Source organism: Sulfurisphaera tokodaii str. 7 (assembly GCF_000011205.1).
GTDB lineage: Archaea > Thermoproteota > Thermoprotei_A > Sulfolobales > Sulfolobaceae > Sulfurisphaera > Sulfurisphaera tokodaii.
Map to the genome: position 1 here is coordinate 1,786,036 of NC_003106.2, position 15,898 is coordinate 1,801,933.

General features: G+C 36.2%; 14 protein-coding genes and 1 pseudogene. 3 read left to right on the top strand and 12 right to left on the bottom strand.

What is annotated here, in order from left to right; translation table 11 throughout:
- Nucleotides 1-286: 286 nt before the first annotated feature.
- A complete protein-coding gene (locus STK_RS09905) occupies nt 287-1,339 on the bottom strand; it encodes an ISH3 family transposase (RefSeq protein WP_010979835.1) in 1,053 nt (350 codons plus the stop codon).
- A 166-nt stretch (nt 1,340-1,505) separates the two neighbouring features.
- Here STK_RS09905 and STK_RS09910 point away from each other — a divergent pair, with 166 nt between their 5' ends.
- Nucleotides 1,506-2,039, top strand: coding sequence for a hypothetical protein (locus tag STK_RS09910; protein ID WP_052846650.1), 534 nt, complete (start codon nt 1,506-1,508; stop codon nt 2,037-2,039).
- Between the two features lie 439 nt (nt 2,040-2,478).
- Here STK_RS09910 and STK_RS09915 read toward each other — a convergent pair whose 3' ends face one another.
- The 8 genes and pseudogenes from STK_RS09915 to STK_RS09950 form a co-directional block, all read right to left on the bottom strand.
- Nucleotides 2,479-3,363, bottom strand: a complete 885-nt coding sequence (locus tag STK_RS09915; RefSeq protein ID WP_010979837.1) for an ABC transporter permease — start codon at nt 3,361-3,363, stop codon at nt 2,479-2,481.
- A complete protein-coding gene (locus tag STK_RS09920) occupies nt 3,360-4,364 on the bottom strand; it encodes an ATP-binding cassette domain-containing protein (RefSeq protein ID WP_010979838.1) in 1,005 nt (334 codons plus the stop codon). The genes STK_RS09915 and STK_RS09920 overlap by 4 nt, the downstream gene beginning before the upstream one ends.
- On the bottom strand, nt 4,357-4,764 hold the full coding sequence (locus STK_RS09925) for a PadR family transcriptional regulator (RefSeq protein WP_010979839.1): 408 nt from the start codon (nt 4,762-4,764) through the stop codon (nt 4,357-4,359). The genes STK_RS09920 and STK_RS09925 overlap by 8 nt, the downstream gene beginning before the upstream one ends.
- Before the next feature lie 59 nt (nt 4,765-4,823).
- Nucleotides 4,824-5,213 carry a CBS domain-containing protein gene (locus tag STK_RS09930; protein WP_010979840.1) on the bottom strand — a complete coding sequence of 130 codons (390 nt, stop codon included), beginning with the start codon at nt 5,211-5,213 and terminating at the stop codon, nt 4,824-4,826.
- Between the two features lie 91 nt (nt 5,214-5,304).
- Nucleotides 5,305-5,586 (bottom strand): ferredoxin family protein, encoded by a 282-nt coding sequence (locus STK_RS09935; RefSeq protein ID WP_010979841.1) that lies wholly within the window; start codon nt 5,584-5,586, stop codon nt 5,305-5,307.
- A complete protein-coding gene (locus STK_RS09940; protein ID WP_010979842.1) occupies nt 5,583-6,737 on the bottom strand; it encodes an NAD(P)/FAD-dependent oxidoreductase in 1,155 nt (384 codons plus the stop codon). Before STK_RS09940 ends, STK_RS09935 begins: the two co-directional genes overlap by 4 nt.
- Entirely contained in the window at nt 6,734-8,542 is a 1,809-nt protein-coding gene (locus tag STK_RS09945; protein WP_010979843.1) for an FAD-binding protein, read from the bottom strand. The genes STK_RS09940 and STK_RS09945 overlap by 4 nt, the downstream gene beginning before the upstream one ends.
- A 195-nt stretch (nt 8,543-8,737) precedes the next feature.
- Nucleotides 8,738-9,884: pseudogene (locus STK_RS09950) on the bottom strand (RNA-guided endonuclease TnpB family protein).
- Between the two features lie 135 nt (nt 9,885-10,019).
- Here STK_RS09950 and STK_RS09955 point away from each other — a divergent pair.
- Nucleotides 10,020-11,093: an IS110-like element ISSto6 family transposase gene (locus STK_RS09955; protein ID WP_010979846.1), complete on the top strand. Its 1,074-nt coding sequence runs from the start codon at nt 10,020-10,022 to the stop codon at nt 11,091-11,093.
- A 288-nt stretch (nt 11,094-11,381) separates the two neighbouring features.
- A complete protein-coding gene (locus STK_RS09960) occupies nt 11,382-12,122 on the top strand; it encodes an IS1096 element passenger TnpR family protein (protein ID WP_010979847.1) in 741 nt (246 codons plus the stop codon).
- Nucleotides 12,123-12,303: 181 nt separating this feature from the next.
- On the opposite strand, the gene cutA is transcribed toward STK_RS09960, so the two are convergent.
- Genes cutA through cutB form a run of 3 tightly spaced genes read right to left on the bottom strand, consistent with a single transcriptional unit; the run spans nt 12,304 to nt 15,864 of the window.
- Nucleotides 12,304-14,538, bottom strand: coding sequence for a glyceraldehyde dehydrogenase subunit alpha (gene cutA, locus STK_RS09965; RefSeq protein ID WP_010979848.1), 2,235 nt, complete (start codon nt 14,536-14,538; stop codon nt 12,304-12,306).
- On the bottom strand, nt 14,535-15,023 hold the full coding sequence (cutC, locus tag STK_RS09970) for a glyceraldehyde dehydrogenase subunit gamma (protein ID WP_052846651.1): 489 nt from the start codon (nt 15,021-15,023) through the stop codon (nt 14,535-14,537). The genes cutA and cutC overlap by 4 nt, the downstream gene beginning before the upstream one ends.
- Complete coding sequence (gene cutB / locus STK_RS09975; protein ID WP_010979850.1) at nt 15,013-15,864, bottom strand: glyceraldehyde dehydrogenase subunit beta; 852 nt, start codon at nt 15,862-15,864, stop codon at nt 15,013-15,015. The genes cutC and cutB overlap by 11 nt, the downstream gene beginning before the upstream one ends.
- Between the last annotated feature and the right edge of the window lie 34 nt (nt 15,865-15,898).

Genomic DNA, 15,898 nt, shown 5'->3' on the forward strand with positions numbered 1-15,898 from the left:
ATTTAATTTTGTAAGGTATCATACTAGAAGGGATAATCTCTATATAGAGTTAGCTAGAGTAGATTCTCATATTAGCGATACAATTTTCACGTTAATAACTACACGTCAGTATGGGAATCTCTTTTTTCTGAGATAAATGATAACATTAGCCAAAATTGAACAAAACCAGTACCATTCAAATAAGACCACATATATTTTATGATATAGAGTATAATTAAATCAATTTTTATTAGAAAAACATGAAATATTGAATTAATTTCACGTGGTTAAAAAGGGGTACATAGAGTTAGCTGAAGTTCACGAAAAATAACTCCCCAACTTGAGGTAAACCTTGTGAAACAACTTCCCTCATCTCCTTGAAGACAAGAAAATCAACGAGAGCTTGAGAAAACTCCCACAACCTCACCCTCCTCCAAGAACGAACCAAAAACCAAACATTCAAAAGAAAATAACAGAGGAGGATAAGAACCAACTCCTTCCTAACATCACAAGTCCTAACCCTAAACTCCTCTAGCGAACGAAAAGCATTCTCAACACCCCACCTCTCCCTATAATCCTCAGCCAAAACAACAGCAGTCCTAACATCAACCTCACCACTAACAAGAAAAGCTATAATCCCATCCCCCTTCCTCAAAATAACAAGATAAGCACCACTAACATGCCTAACACAAAGAAAACCAGTATACCTAACACCACAATAAGTAATATTAACATCCCTCAACTTATCCTCATACTTCTTGTACATCTGATACCTAGCGGTAATAACAAAATCCACGCCAAGACCCAAGAGAAACTTAATAACCTCATTCACCGCACTATCAGCATAAACCCTAACAAGCCTAAGATCAAACTTGTCCAACTCCTCCAAAACAACTTGCATAACCATCTTAAAATCCTCAGCAATATTCTTCACAGTTATAGGTAAAACATCAAGGAAAATACTCTTCCTACCCAAGAGGAAAATTGCAATTTGAGCGAGACCCCAAGAAGTACCCTTATTAGGCTTAATCCTACTCAACAAACTCTTATCCTTGTGGTACTGTGGTTGAGAATGGAGGTCAATAGCAACCCTCCTATTCCTAGTCTCCCTCAAGACTTTCTTACCCATCTCCCTTAATGCCTTTCTAACATCATCAACGTCAATATTGTTCAAGAGTTTTAATGCTCTCCTCCCCTCATTCCCAAGCCTACTCAAGTAAGTTCCTCTAGCTTTAAGTAAGGTTTTGAGGAGTTCTTCGGGGAAAAGTATATTAGTTAGAAAGGTGTAGATTAGTTTGAGGGCGGACCGGACGAAGTCCCTATTGTAGGATTTAGTCCCTTTGTCTTCATTCCCCTTCATATGTTAAGGTCCGCCCTCTAATATACAAAATTTTCTACAAAAATTAGTGTTCACTAGATCTTTTCTGAATTTTATTCATCTCGTTTTTTACGCTAAAAAAGAGATTCCCATACTGACGTTAGAAGACCTATGTGAATTTTTTAATTCTAACCATGTTACTTTATTTGTGAGAAAGACAATAACAGCTTTTATGGATGAAGTTGTTGATTGGTTTAATAGTAAAAGTACTGTAGGCGTTACATTTAATTCTCAAGGGCTATACATAGCTGACGCTATTGGGATTCGTAGAATACCAAAGATTTATATCCTATTTGCTCTGGCCTTTGTATTCTCTTTATCAGTCTTTATTCCGGTAATTATTGCAACTTATGTCTTCTTTCTCGTTGTTAGGTCTACTATAATATATGCAATTGTGCTTATAATATCAATGAGCATATTATCACTATATAGGGATAAGATAGTAACAGCCCTTAACAAGTATCTAATATACTATGCAAGTGATATTGTAGTTCTGTGGAGTGAAGTAAAGGCAATTTCCACCATTAATAAGAGATTTGATAGATATTTCTTGGTAACTTATGTTAATCTTGGATACTGGTATGTTGAAACTTTTAATCATAAGATTATTATTATAAACAACATAGAAGTTCCAGAAAGTAAGCTGGATTACGTAAAGAGTAAATTTATGCTTAAGATATAATTAAACTGAGATTAGTTAAATTATTTTTCCTCTAAAAATTTATTACTTTTTCCAAAGAAGACAATAATTAGCCTAAACTCAGTGAGTATTCTAATGCAGTCATGAAATTCAAAAATTGTTTGTAATATTATATGAAATTAACATTAATGTGTTTAACTATCTTCAAATAAGTCTCTCTAAGGTGTTATCTAGCTAGAGAAAATGCAAGTATAAATAACCTTTAGTTGTTAGGTAACCTTACAAGGACATCATAACCTTTATATCCAAACGTTTAAAACAATAGTCGCTCTTTACATTTTTAGATCTTTTCAGCAAATCATATTAGAAAAACTATTTTTTTATGAATATCAACAATTTTCCTATAAAAAATAAATAGTAAAATAGGGGAAAACTTTTAATAAGAAATCTTGCTACCCGCACTTATTATATTAAGAGAAATTCAAGTTGATAAGTACTTCCACGATAATAGAATTCCTATAGTTGATAAGATTAATGCAAACAAGCCTAGGTAGAGGAAGTCAATTGTTAAGTTTGTCTGTATTCCGAGTAAAAGTCCTCTTATTGCACCGTTAGAGTAAGTTAGCGGATTTACATAAGCTATGGGCTTTAACCATGAAGGCATTGATTTTATTGGGTAAAATGCATTACTAGTAAAGAGTAACGGTAAGTTAAGTAGGTTCATTATTGCCATTTGTGATTGCCAATCAGTTGCTCTTAATGCAAGCATTAGGAATAGTGATGATAGTCCGAAAGACATTAGAAATAGTGCTGCATAAACTCCTAAGAAATCTAAAGCATTAATACCCGGTGCAAATGTCATTCCAAGTAATACTGCAACTACTAAGACTATTGTTGCTTGAACTAATGATCTAATAACAGAATTTAGAACTTTAGCTATAATAATGTTTCCTCTGGGTACTGGCGTTGTTAGTAATCTATCCAGCACACCTAATCTTCTGTCCCAGACTATTGACATACCACTCTGCATTGAAGTAAATAATACAATAAAGGATAGCATTCCTGCAGCTAGGAAAGAGAAGTAATCCGTTGTCCCGAATGTCTGTTTAAGTATTTCTTGTCCAATTTGATCAATTATAGTTTTAGGTATTATTACCCCTGGAAGATTAATCGATGTGCCAGTAAATATGCTCCCTAGATTCATAGCTTTTCCAAATAATGCTATCCAGAATATTGGCTGTATTATGGAGAGTAAAAGGATTACTGGGGCTTTATACCATTTCTTCAATTCCCTAGATGTTAGTGTCCATAAACCGTGATAAAGCGATAAATTTCTCTTTTCTTCTTTTTGAACTTCTACTGTCATCCTCTCGCCCTCCTTAAGGTTCTCCTAAATGCAAACATTTCTTGTGAGCTTGCTTCTTCATCTCTTAAACTTTTACCAGTTATCTCCATGTAAACTTCATCCATTGTTGGTTCTGTTATTGACATTCTAGTAACCTTAATACCATTTTTCATTAAGACTTCTAAGATAGTTGGTGCTTTTTCCTCTCCGTTTTTCACTTTTATTCTTATACCGTCTTGAAACTTCTTAACTTCGAGTATACCATCTGCGAAAAGATTGGAAAGTACTGTTAGTGCTTTTTCGTCATTATTTGTTTGTAATGAGATGACATCACCACCGATTCTTTCTTTTAATTCCTTAGGTGAGCCAATAGCAAGTATTTTACCCTTATCTATTATTGCGATCCTATCCCCGTACATATCGGCCTCTTCCAAATAATGGGTAGTTACAAATATTGTCATATCGTATTCCTCTTTTAACTTCCTAATATACTGCCATATAGCGGCTCTAGTTTGTGCGTCTAAACCTATTGTTGGTTCATCAAGGAACAATACTTTCGGTCTGCTAACTAAGGACATTGCAATTTCTAATCTCCTTCTCATTCCTCCAGAATAAGTTGATACTTTTCTATTTGCTGCGTATGTTAGTTCTACCATCTCTAACAACTCCTTTGCCCTTTCTTCGGCCACACTTCTAGGTATACCATAAAGTCCAGCCATCATCATAATGTTTTCCCAACCAGTTAAGTCTTCATCAGCAGTATATTCTTGTGGTACTACACCTATTGACTGTCTAACCTTGGCTTGTTCTTTAATTATATCGTAACCATTAACGATTGCAGTTCCTTCTGTAGGTTTTAATACTGTTGTGAGCATTTTAATAGTTGTTGACTTTCCAGCACCGTTTGGTCCTAAAAAGCCAAAGATCTCTCCATCATACACTTCGAAGTTTATATGATCTACAGCCACAAAGTTACCGAATTTTTTGGTTAGGTTTATTGCTTTTATCATTACATTACGCATTTTCTACCACCCCTTGTATCAGTTTTAATAATTCGAGGATTTTCTCTTTATGAGAGTGAAGCTTATTTCTGTCAACTTCTTTAAAAAACATTAAAATTCCTTTAAGTTCCTCCACTGCATCTTCCACTGACCCGGAATATCTTGATGGTAAAAGATATTTTATCTCTTCAATTCCTTTCTGTGTAATACTGTATCTTCCATCATCTAACTTCTCTATAACTCCCTCTTCTTCCATTTTTGCTAATAAGGGATACACTGAGCCGGGTGATGGTTTCCACCAGCCCCAGGTCATCTTATATATATCATCAATAATATCTATCCCTCTCCTTGGAGACTGCCATAACAGCCAAAGTATAAGGTTCCTTAATCTACCCTTTTGCTTTGCTATTAATTCACTCATACTATCGATATCGATAGTAATAAATTTAAATTTTTCGATATATCGATATCGATAGAAGATCAATAACTCATTTGTTCCGCTATCATTAGAGAGAAAGCCTTAGCAACATCTCTTATTGATATAACTCCTACACATTTTCCATCTTTTTCAATTATTAAATGTCTAATATTGTTCCTTGTCATTAAATAAAAAGCATCATAAATACTCTTATTATAATCTATCCTTATTAAATTAGTTGAGGCTATTTCGATAGCTGGTGAATTGAGACTTAATCCTCTGTGAACAGCATTGACTATATCCCTCTCAGTAACGATCCCGCTTATCTTCTCTCCATCCTTAAGAACTACTGAACCTACATTTTCCTTTATCATCATGTCTGCTACTTCCTTAATTGTTGAATTTGAAGGAAGACTTACTAAATTTTTGGTAATTAATTGACCTACTATCATAAATATATATACGCAATAAAACTATTTTAGCTTTTCTATAGAGAAAATAAGGAATAAATGATAAAAAATAATAAAAGGGAATTTATATATCTCATCCGTATCTTAAAGATATCCCTAAACCATATCTTGGGTATCTCCAAATAATGTTATTGAAGGGACAAACTATTTTGCAAGCTCCGCATTCAAGGCAATTTTCATATGAGACTATTATTTTTCCTTCGGCAAAAGAGTATACGTTTGCTGGACAGACTGTGATACACGGTGACTTATAAGTTTCGTGACATTTATTGCAGGTTTGTTGATCTTTTATCTCTAGATGCGGTTTCTCATCCCTTTTATACCTTAAAGTATAAAGCCTTTCTTCTACTCTCATTCTAACACCCCTAAACCTAAGATTAAATGTTTCATGAGCTTACCTAGACTACTTTTATAATATCTTAACTTTGAAAAATCTCCTTCGACCCAGCTTGTTAAGAAATCGTTAATAAGATGAGAGTAAAGACCTATGTTTGGTAATAATTCCTTAACTAATGGTCTTGATTTTATAACCTTAGATATTTCTCTAGCTTCGAAAAGCGTTTTTGAGTAGGAGTAACAATTCTCAGCCTTCCCGGCTAAGTAACCAGATATAATTGCTGGTCCGATACCGTCAAAAGTTAATGGATCAATTAATCCTAATGCATCACCGGCAACATAAATTGCACCTTCACAAGGTTTAAATGATGGGAATCCATTCTCTGGAATTATCTTTGCCGAGTATTCCCTTAATGAGAAACCCTTTACCAACTCCGCATACGGCATCTTAAATGAATCTAAAAGTTCAAAAGGTCTAATACCTCTAGTTATAATCTCATCAACCCTAGCACCAACTCCTATAGCTATTGAGTCCTTATAAGTATAAATGAAACCAGCTGAGGGAAGAGGGTAATCGGTTATTATTCTCCAGCTTTCTCCTTCATCCCCTTGTAAATTAAATCTCTTCTCGACTTCATTTCTTGTAGATGCATAAACCTCTTTCACTCCTAGTACAGTTTCCTCATTCTTTAACTCTCTTCTAAGCCCTAATGACATTGAAAGTAAAGCGTTAGCTCCCTCGGCTATTATTATTTTATCTCCTTCTACACTTCCCCTTTCAGTTATAACCTTATTACCTTCAATTCCAGTTACAGTAGTTTTAGTAATTAATAATGCTCCTGCACTTTCAGCCCTTTGAGCTAACCATTTATCAAATTTTAAACGTGAAACTGTATATAACTTACTCTTGGGTTTAACTACAATCTCACTTTCATCATCTTTACTTCTGAAAATTAGTCTAACTCTTTTTACTATTCTCTCAAATGGGATATCCTTAGTTTCAAAGACTTTAGAAATTTCAGACTCCCTTATCATTGCCCCTGAAACATTTTTTGCCCCTGGCTCTGAGCCTCTCTCTATTAAAAGTACTTTATACCCATTTTTTGCTAAAGTGTAAGCTGATGCTGAACCGGAAGGACCGGCACCTATTACAATTGCATCATATTTCATTGAGGAACACCCCTTTCTCTAACGATCTTAACTAATCCTGGTACTACTTCAAAAATATCTCCTATTACACCATAATCGCAGTTTTGAAATATTGGGGCTTCGGGATCTATGTTTATTGCTATTATTCTTCTCGCTCCAGAAATTCCTACTAAGTGTTGCACCGCTCCAGAAATTCCGAGGGCTATGTAAAGCTTAGGCCTAATTGTAGTCCCAGTTTGACCTATTTGCCTTTCTTTAGGATACCATCCCATATCTGCTAAAGGTTTAGAAACACCAACAACTCCGTTAAGTACTGAAGCTAATTCCTCAGCGAGTTTAATATTTTCTGGTGACTTAATCCCCCTACCAACACCTATTACTATATCTGCCTCAGCTAATACATTCCTCTTCTGTAGTTTAGTGTAATTCAATACCTTAAATTTCGTAGAAAGATCTTCGATTTCCTCAACTATGACTTCTCCTTCCTTTGGAATTTTAATGGGATAAAACACACCACCCCTTACTGTTATCATAACTGGCTTATGATTAGGACAAATAATTGTACTCATTTCTTTACCGCCAAAATCCGGTCTTGTTGAATAGATTATTCCTTTTTCATCTACATCAAAACTCACACAATCAGCAATTAATCCAGTGTCAACTTCAATTGCGGTAGTTGATGCTAATTCTCTTGAATTTCTCGTTCCAGGGAAGAAGATAGCTTCAGGTTTATATTTCTTAATAACTTTTGATAAAGCCCTAGTATAAACATCATTAATGTAAAATGGAAATCCTTTGACTCTAGCATGATATACTTTATCAACACCGTAATTAAATGCCTCTTTAATAATTGGTTTAACTTCGTCATCTCCAACTATTACACCAGCTAATTTAGTATCTAAGAGATCTGCTATTCTTCTCCCTTCAGACATAATTTCCCATGATACCCTGTTTACCTCATCTCCAGTATGGTCTATATAAACCCATATTTCACCATTTACCTTAGCCTTTGGTTGAGGTTTAACATATGTCTCTTTTACTTCATTAACTTCCTTCAACGATTTAACAATTTTATCATAAACCCATTGTGGTGCATCATTACCTCTGTAAATTTCCGGATTTCTTGTTTTTGGTGGTGGATGAACTTTAATTACTTTAGTTGGTGAACCAGCTAAACCAATTTTATTAGGCTCAGCACCTATATCATCTTTAGATAATTTCGGTATCTTAACGGTTTTTGATTTAATTAGGCTAAGAATATCAGGCTCTCTGGGTTTATTTATCGTTTCTAAAACTGTAAAAACTGCAGGTAAAGGAACTTCTATTTCCTCTTCCTCATTCTCTACAGTCCTAATTACTCTGGCTTTTCCCTCACCAATTTCGATGAATTTAGACACATAACCAACTGAAGGAATTCCTAGCCATTTTCCAGTTTGTGGTCCAACTTGTTCTGTTTCTCCATCCACTGCTCTTCTCCCGAATAGGTAAATATCACCTTCGCCAATCTTCTTTATTGCCTTATACAAAGTATATGAGGTTGCCCATGTATCAGCACCAGCCATAGCTCTATCAGTTATTAAATATGCTTCATCAGCACCCATCGCTATTGCTTCTCTCAATGCATTTTCAGCTTGTGGCGGACCCATTGTAATTACTATAACTTTTCCACCATACCTTTCTCTAAGCCTAATTCCTTCTTCAATTGCATGTAAATCTGGTGGATTAATTACTGCAGGGACTCCCTCTCTTACAAGGTTATTTGTTACTGGATCTATTCTTAAATCATCTGCATCTGGAACTTGCTTAATTGAAACAAATATTCTCATCAACTATAATATCTAATCATACGTATATAAATCTACATTTGATATTTTTAAAATCATATTGAATTTTTTAAGCACATCTCTGTTGATTAACGAGAGATGAGAAGTTTTGGAAGTAATCTTTTTCTATGTGATATGAAACACTATAAGTCTTTTTAATACTGACTTCATCCTCGCCCTGAAGGGCGAGGGTTCCCCTCATCGGTTCGGGACTACATCCCTCATTTGAGGGGCAGACGAGAGGGTCAGAGACCCCCTCCTGTTAAGATTCATAATTCCAATAACATCCCTATCATTCTCATAACCACAAATACACTTAAACCAACGATAAGAAACCTCAACCATCTTCTTTCCACACTTAGGACAAGAGACAGAAGAATAGCGAGGATTAACATACACAACCAACAAGCCGTGTTTCTTAGCCTGCCACTCAACCCAATACTGAACACGACGATATTGCATAAGATACAGTTTATCCCTAAACTCAGATGGTAATTTATTAAGCATGTTTAATCAAATTCTTGAGGTTCTCTAACTTAATAACATTAGCATTAAAATCCTCTGCAACCTCAACAACCCACTTCCCAACCTTCCTTGCAAAATCCTCCATGATTCGCTTAGCCTTAGAGTAGAAGTACTTAATCCTTACAAGAATCCTCTTATTCACCCTCCACCTCCTTGGGTACTTCATTTGCAGAGCTTCAGCTAAAGACTTCCAATGATGAACCTCATGAAGGCGTGTGAAAATCCTAACATAACGAGTATCATCCTTACCAACAACAATCTCATTCATGTTAATATCAACAGCAACACTTTCCCTAGGTTCAACTTTCTCCAACGGTTTCTCAAAAACTACTTTAAGGAAAGCCTTGCCATCCTTCAGTACGAGTCTCGCTTCCTTCATCTTCCAGTTCACGTAGTCCTTAATGTTTCTAGGATAACCAAGGATTGGGAGCTCACCGACACCAGCAATTCTAACAGTCATCCTTTCTAAGTCCACGTTATAACTTGCTTTTGGTGTTAACCATACAGTCGGCCTATACACTCTAGGAAACCTACCCCTCCTTGGGTTATTATACCAACCCTTGTATACTGAGAGTGCATCCCTATAACAGTCCTCAGCAACCTTTGATGGTAGATTGTATTCCCCTCTTAACTTATCATATAACTCCTCATGGACTCTTCCTAACACACCCTTCTCTTCTGGATTTGGAACATTCTCCTTTAGCCAGAATAGGGTGAAACGTAGTGCCTTAACGTAGTTATTCACAAGGGCTAGGAGGGGTTCAGATAGGGCGATCTTCATCGAAACAGTAGCTCTGATCGCTTTAACCCTCCTAGCCATTAGGAGAAAATTAAAAGAGCTAATATTTAAACTTTATAAGGGGGCTATCCATTCCCTGCTGGCGAGGCTTTCAGCCCCCTTAACCTATATAGGTTTTAATAGCCGGGGAGAGTAATACTCCTCGGCTGGGGAAACATGGTCGATCTCCTATCTGAAGCAAAGTCTTCGTACGAGGGCGTGACAAACCCCTACCATCGGACTGAACATTGTGGAAAAATCCACGAATATAGGTGTGGTAAAGAGGTAGGGGTATTAGGAATAGATGTATCAAAAGATTATCTAATTACAAGTAGGGGGAGGGAAAGAAAATACAAGAACAACTTGAAGGGTTACGAGGAAATCCTCGAAATGAAGCCTTGCCTAATAGTCCTAGAACCTACGGGAGTATACGCAATAAGGCCTAGCCAGTACTTCAAGGAGAAGGGTGTAAAAGTACTACAAGTAAGCCCAAACGTGTTATCAAGAGAAAAGGAGTTTAGGGGGAAGAAAACAGATTTTTATGATGCTGAAAAATTAGAAAACATGGTTGACAAGGCTAAGGAATACGAGTACAACCCCTTGAGGGAACTGGTAACACTTTACCTCTTCCTCAAGGATATAGAAGTAAAGTACAAGAACAGGCTGAAGAGGACATTATTCTTAGTAAGTGATAATGACAAGATAAGTAAGGAAAGGTTAGAAAAGCTCGCAAATGGAGATTTTGCGCAAGAAGAACTATATCAACTAGAATATACACCAATAGTACTTGAGGAAATTAGAGTATTGGCAAAAACACTCTTGGAAACACAAGAGAGGTTAAAAGAAGTTAAGAAAATGATTGAGGAGCAAGTTCCCGAGAACCACGTTTTGTTAACGATCCCGGGGATTGGGAGGCTTGCAGCTGGTATAATTATTGGTGTTGTTGGTGATGTTAAGCGCTTTCCTAAGCCTGAGTCTTTTGTGGCTTATTGTGGTTTAGATCCCGTTGTGGAGAGGAGTGGTAGGAGTGTGATAAGTAGGGGGATTTCGAAGAGGGGTAATAAGTATTTGCGTAGCTTATTCTACTTTTTGGCTGAGATGAATTATTCTAGGAATCCAACATTGTTGAAGTTTTATGAGTCTCATAAGGATAGGTTGCAAGGTAAGAAGTTGTATACTGCTTTGGCAAGGAAATTAGCTAGGATTGTATGGAGTGTTTGGTATAATAATAAGCCTTATGAGCCAAAGTGATTAAAGGTCCCTTCCCCTTAATCGCCACGTGGGTCTAGAGGGCCCACGTGGCAATCTTAGCTAGTACTATGCTTGAAATATGACCGAAAGATTTATTACTGAACGCCCCCATTTTTGTAAATGCAAAGGGACATAGAGTCTGATAATACAAAGCATGTCTTTTGATACCGTTACGTTCACTCTTAATATCTTAAACTGAAACAAGTCTTTTAATCCCTTGGAACAATTATGAAAAAGAGTATATGTTTAATATACAAATATTAACCAGATTATTAATATAGTAGTATTATGGTATCAAAAGGGAAATGCCTATGGTGTGAAAAAGGAATAACTACTTCTACTGCTCTTAGGCATTTTAACTCATGTGATAAAGTTAAGGATATCTTGAATGGAAAAATAGATGGATTCCTAATTAAGGTGAAGGATAAGTTTTCCTCCGATTATTGGTTATATATAGCAGTGCCTTCGTCCTTTACTTTGGAAGATTTAGACAATTTTCTAAGAGATATTTGGGTAGAATGTTGTGGTCATTTAAGTGAATTTATGATTAATGGAGTCCATTACGGTTCTTCTAATACAATGGAGGTGAGTGAGGAAGAGCCAGATATATTAGAATTCGTACCGGCTAGCAAAAAGAAGCTTTCAGATGTTCTTGATAAGGGGTTAAAGTTCAATTATACATATGATTTCGGTAGTAGTACTGAACTCATATTAACAGTGATAGATAACGTTAAACTAAAAGATAAAAAAATATATGTTTTAGGAAGAAACGATCAACCACAGTTTAATTGTGCTAAATGCGGTAAACAAGCAGAATATATTTGTTATGAGTGTTTAGGAGACACAGGCAATTTAGACGAATCTACTTACTGTAAGGATTGCTTAAAAACACATGAACACGCTGATGAGAACTCAGGGTTTATACCCAACTCTCCGAGAGTGGGAGTCTGTGGATACGTGGGAGATGAAGAAATGGAAAAAATAAAAGTATGGCCCATCAAGTCAGGTAAGTCACTTCGCTTATCTTAAATTATGTACTAATGCTAATTGATATTATGCCCAAAGTATAAACTAAAAGTAGAAAGATTAATCATTTAACATGGTTTTTTAAGCTAAGATCAAAAAACTTTACTTCGTCTTGAGGATAGAACTTGTTGTTCATTTTTGTTAGAGCAAATGATAAAGGTAAAATAAAAATATTAACTTACTTTCATAATATCTCTTCAGGTCTAACGGGTGTCTTTGTAAACCTCTTCCCTGTTGCATCCTCTAATGCTCTGATAATTACTGCTGGTCCAACTATTAATGCGGCTTCACCTACTCCTTTAGCACCTGTAGGCCATGTTGATGTGTGAGGTTTTTCAACGAAGTAGCTCTCGAACTTTGGTGCTTCAACAGCTGTCGGTATAAAGTAATCAGCATAAGTAACAGTGAGTTGTCCATCTTCGTTAATGATAGCCTCTTCATATAATGCTTGTCCAACAGCTTGCACGCCACCCCCGTGTATTTGACCTTCAGCTAACGCCGGATTTATTACATTACCTATATCATCATATGCTTTGTATGTTAATACTCTAGGAATACCATAGTCATCGACTTCAACAACCGCTACATGAACACCATACGGGAATGTAACATCACCAGGTAAGATTATTTGGGCTGATATTCCCAACTCTTTACCATAATAACCGTTTCTAGCTACATCATTCCAACTTACTTTTTTACTCTTATCTTTCTTATTATAGAATTCTCCACTTTCATACTCAATTTCTTCTACATCTGCATTTAATAACCCAGCAGCAATTCTCTTCATTTTTTCTAATACTTCCTTTGAAGCAACCATAGCCGCACTAGCTGCAGCAGCAGCTGTTCTTGAACCATAAGTTCCCATACTTGCTACTACTGTTTCTGTATCTCCCCATATTACCTTTATTCTACTAATGTCTATTTGTAAAGTATCTGCAACTACTTGTGCTATTGCCGTTTCTGTTCCTTGACCGTGAGGAGTTCCTCCAGTGATAACTAATACATCACCGTTTTCATCGACTCTGATTTCTCCAAATTCCCAAGGACCAAAACCACTAATTTCCAGGTAATACGCCATACCAACTCCTACTTTTCTTCCCTTCTTTCTCTCTTCTTCAGCCCACTTCTTTAATTCATAGTATTGAAGTTTCTGTATTCCATCCTTTAGTAAAGCCAAGTAATCACCAGAATCGTATTTCAGCCCAAAGGGATTTGTATATGGCATTTCATTTGCCCTTACCAAATTCCTCTCTCTAATAGTTACGTCGTCTAACTTTAATTCATCGGCTACAATACTCATAATTCTCTCTATGATAAATGTTGCCTCTGGTCTACTCGCACCCCTATACATCGTAATTGGTGGTGTAGTAGTATAAACAGCCCTACTTCTTATACTAACGCCTTTAATCTTATAAGGTCCAGGTACCATTAGTGGGATTATTGCAGGTTGTAATGGTGCAGTAAGCGTTAAATAAGCACCTAAATCAACTAGTAAGTCTCCCCTTATACCTAATACCGTACCGTCATTCTTTACTGCTACTTCTCCCTTAAACGTATTATGTCTGGCCTCTGATGCTAACATTTCCTCGCTTCTGGTAGCTGTCCATCTTACAGCTCTTCCTAACTTTATTGAGGATGCTATAACGCTAACTTCTTCTGGCATAAAGTTAACTTTGCTTCCAAAAGCTCCGCCAACATCTGGCATTATTACTCTTATTTTACTAGCTGGAACTCCAAATATTCTCGCAAATTCACTCCTAGCTAAATGAGGAACTTGAGTAGAATACCATATTGTTAACGTTCCGCCTTCATAGCGTGAAACTATACCTCTCGGTTCCATTGGTGATGGAATTAATCTATTATTGGTTATTTCAACTGGGATAACTTTATCTGCTTGCTTAAAAGCTTCTTCTACATTTCCACCATTAAAGGTTTGATCAAAGGCTACATTAGTTTTTAACTCTTCGTGGATTATTACTTTATCTTCTAAAGCCTCTTCCATTTTTACTACTGGCGGTAATTTCTCATAATCAACGTTCACTTTATCAATAGCATCTCTAACAACATATTTATTTACACCAATAACTATTGCTACAGGCTCACCGGCAAATCTAACTTTACCATCTGCTAATGGCTTTCTGGGAACAAACTTCCACATCCTCGGATCTTCATATGTGGTCCAAATTCTTATACCGTCTTTTATTAACGGTGCTAAATCCTTGTAAGTGTATACAGCAACTATACCGGGGACTTTTAACGCGTCTGTAACATCAATACTCTTTATTTTAGCATGTGAATAGGGACTTCTTACAAATCCGGCATATAGTGCTGATATTTGAATATCATCCACATAGGTACTTTTTCCGGTTACGAACTTATCATCATAAAGTCTTTTAACTGCTTGACCAACATACCTCATGCTCTCATCCTCTTAGAAGCATCTTGTACAGCTTTTATTATGTTTTGATAACCAGTACATCTGCAAATATTACCGTGTAAGCCATCTCTTATTTCCTCTTCTGTGGGTGACGGGTTTTCCTTAAGTAAATAGTAAGTTTGCATAATCATACCAGGTGTGCAATAACCGCATTGTAAGGCAAAATTATCTTTAAATGCCTCTTGGATTGGGTGTAATTTACTATCTGATGATAAGCCTTCAATAGTAGTTATCTCTGCACCATCAGCTTGAACAGCTAATACTGTACATGATTTAACTGACTTACCATTCATTAATACTGTACAAGCACCACAAGTAGAGGTATCGCAACCAACTTTTGTACCAGTTAAGCCTAGTTCGTCCCTTAAGAAATGTACTAATAACATTCTAGGCTCAATATCTCTTTCATACCAAACTCCGTTAACTTTTACCCTAATTTTTACCTTTTCTCCCGGTCTAACTAACAACTCCTAACACCTCTTTTAACACATTTATGGTAACGAGTTGAGTAACTTTCCTTCTATAAGATGAACTCCCTCTTGAATCAGAGGGAGGATTAATGGAGTTTGAAACTTTTTCTGCAAATTCCTTAATCTTACTTAATGAAGCTTCACCGACTAGCATTTTCTCAAGCTCATAGGGCCTATAAGGCTTATCACTAACCCCAGTATAGGCTACTCTTACATCTTCAACCTTATTACCTTCAACTTTGGCTAAAACTGCCATTCCAACTAAAGCAAAGTCTCCGGCTCTTCTAACAATTTTCTCGTACTTAAATTTGTAACCTTGAAGTACAGGGAATTTTATCTCTCTAAGTATTTCATCTTCTCTAAGTTCAGTAGTGAATGGACCCTTAAAGAAGTCCTTTGCAGAAACTTCTCTTTCTCCAGAAGATGAAATTAAAACCATTTTTGCATCATAGGCTAGTGCTACTGCAGGATAATCTGCCGATGGATCGGCGTTACTTAGACTTCCACCTATTGTACCCATGTTTCTAACCTGCATATCTCCAACTTTCAATGCTGTATGTGAAAGTAACGGTAATTTATTCCTTATAGTTAGATCTTTAACAATATCAGCGTGTTTTATCATAGAACCTATAGAGACTGTATTTCCCTCATCTCTTATGAAGTATAATTCCCTAAGAGAGTTAAGGTCAACAAGGAATTTAGGTTGTATAAGGCGAAACTTTAACATAGGTATTAAACTTTGTCCTCCAGCAAGAGGTTTTGTACCCCCACCACTCATGAAATCTAATGCGTCTGCAAGAGATGATGGTCTGTAGTATCCGAATTGAGGAGGAAACATTATGTCTTTCTACTCATTACAATATAAAAATTTT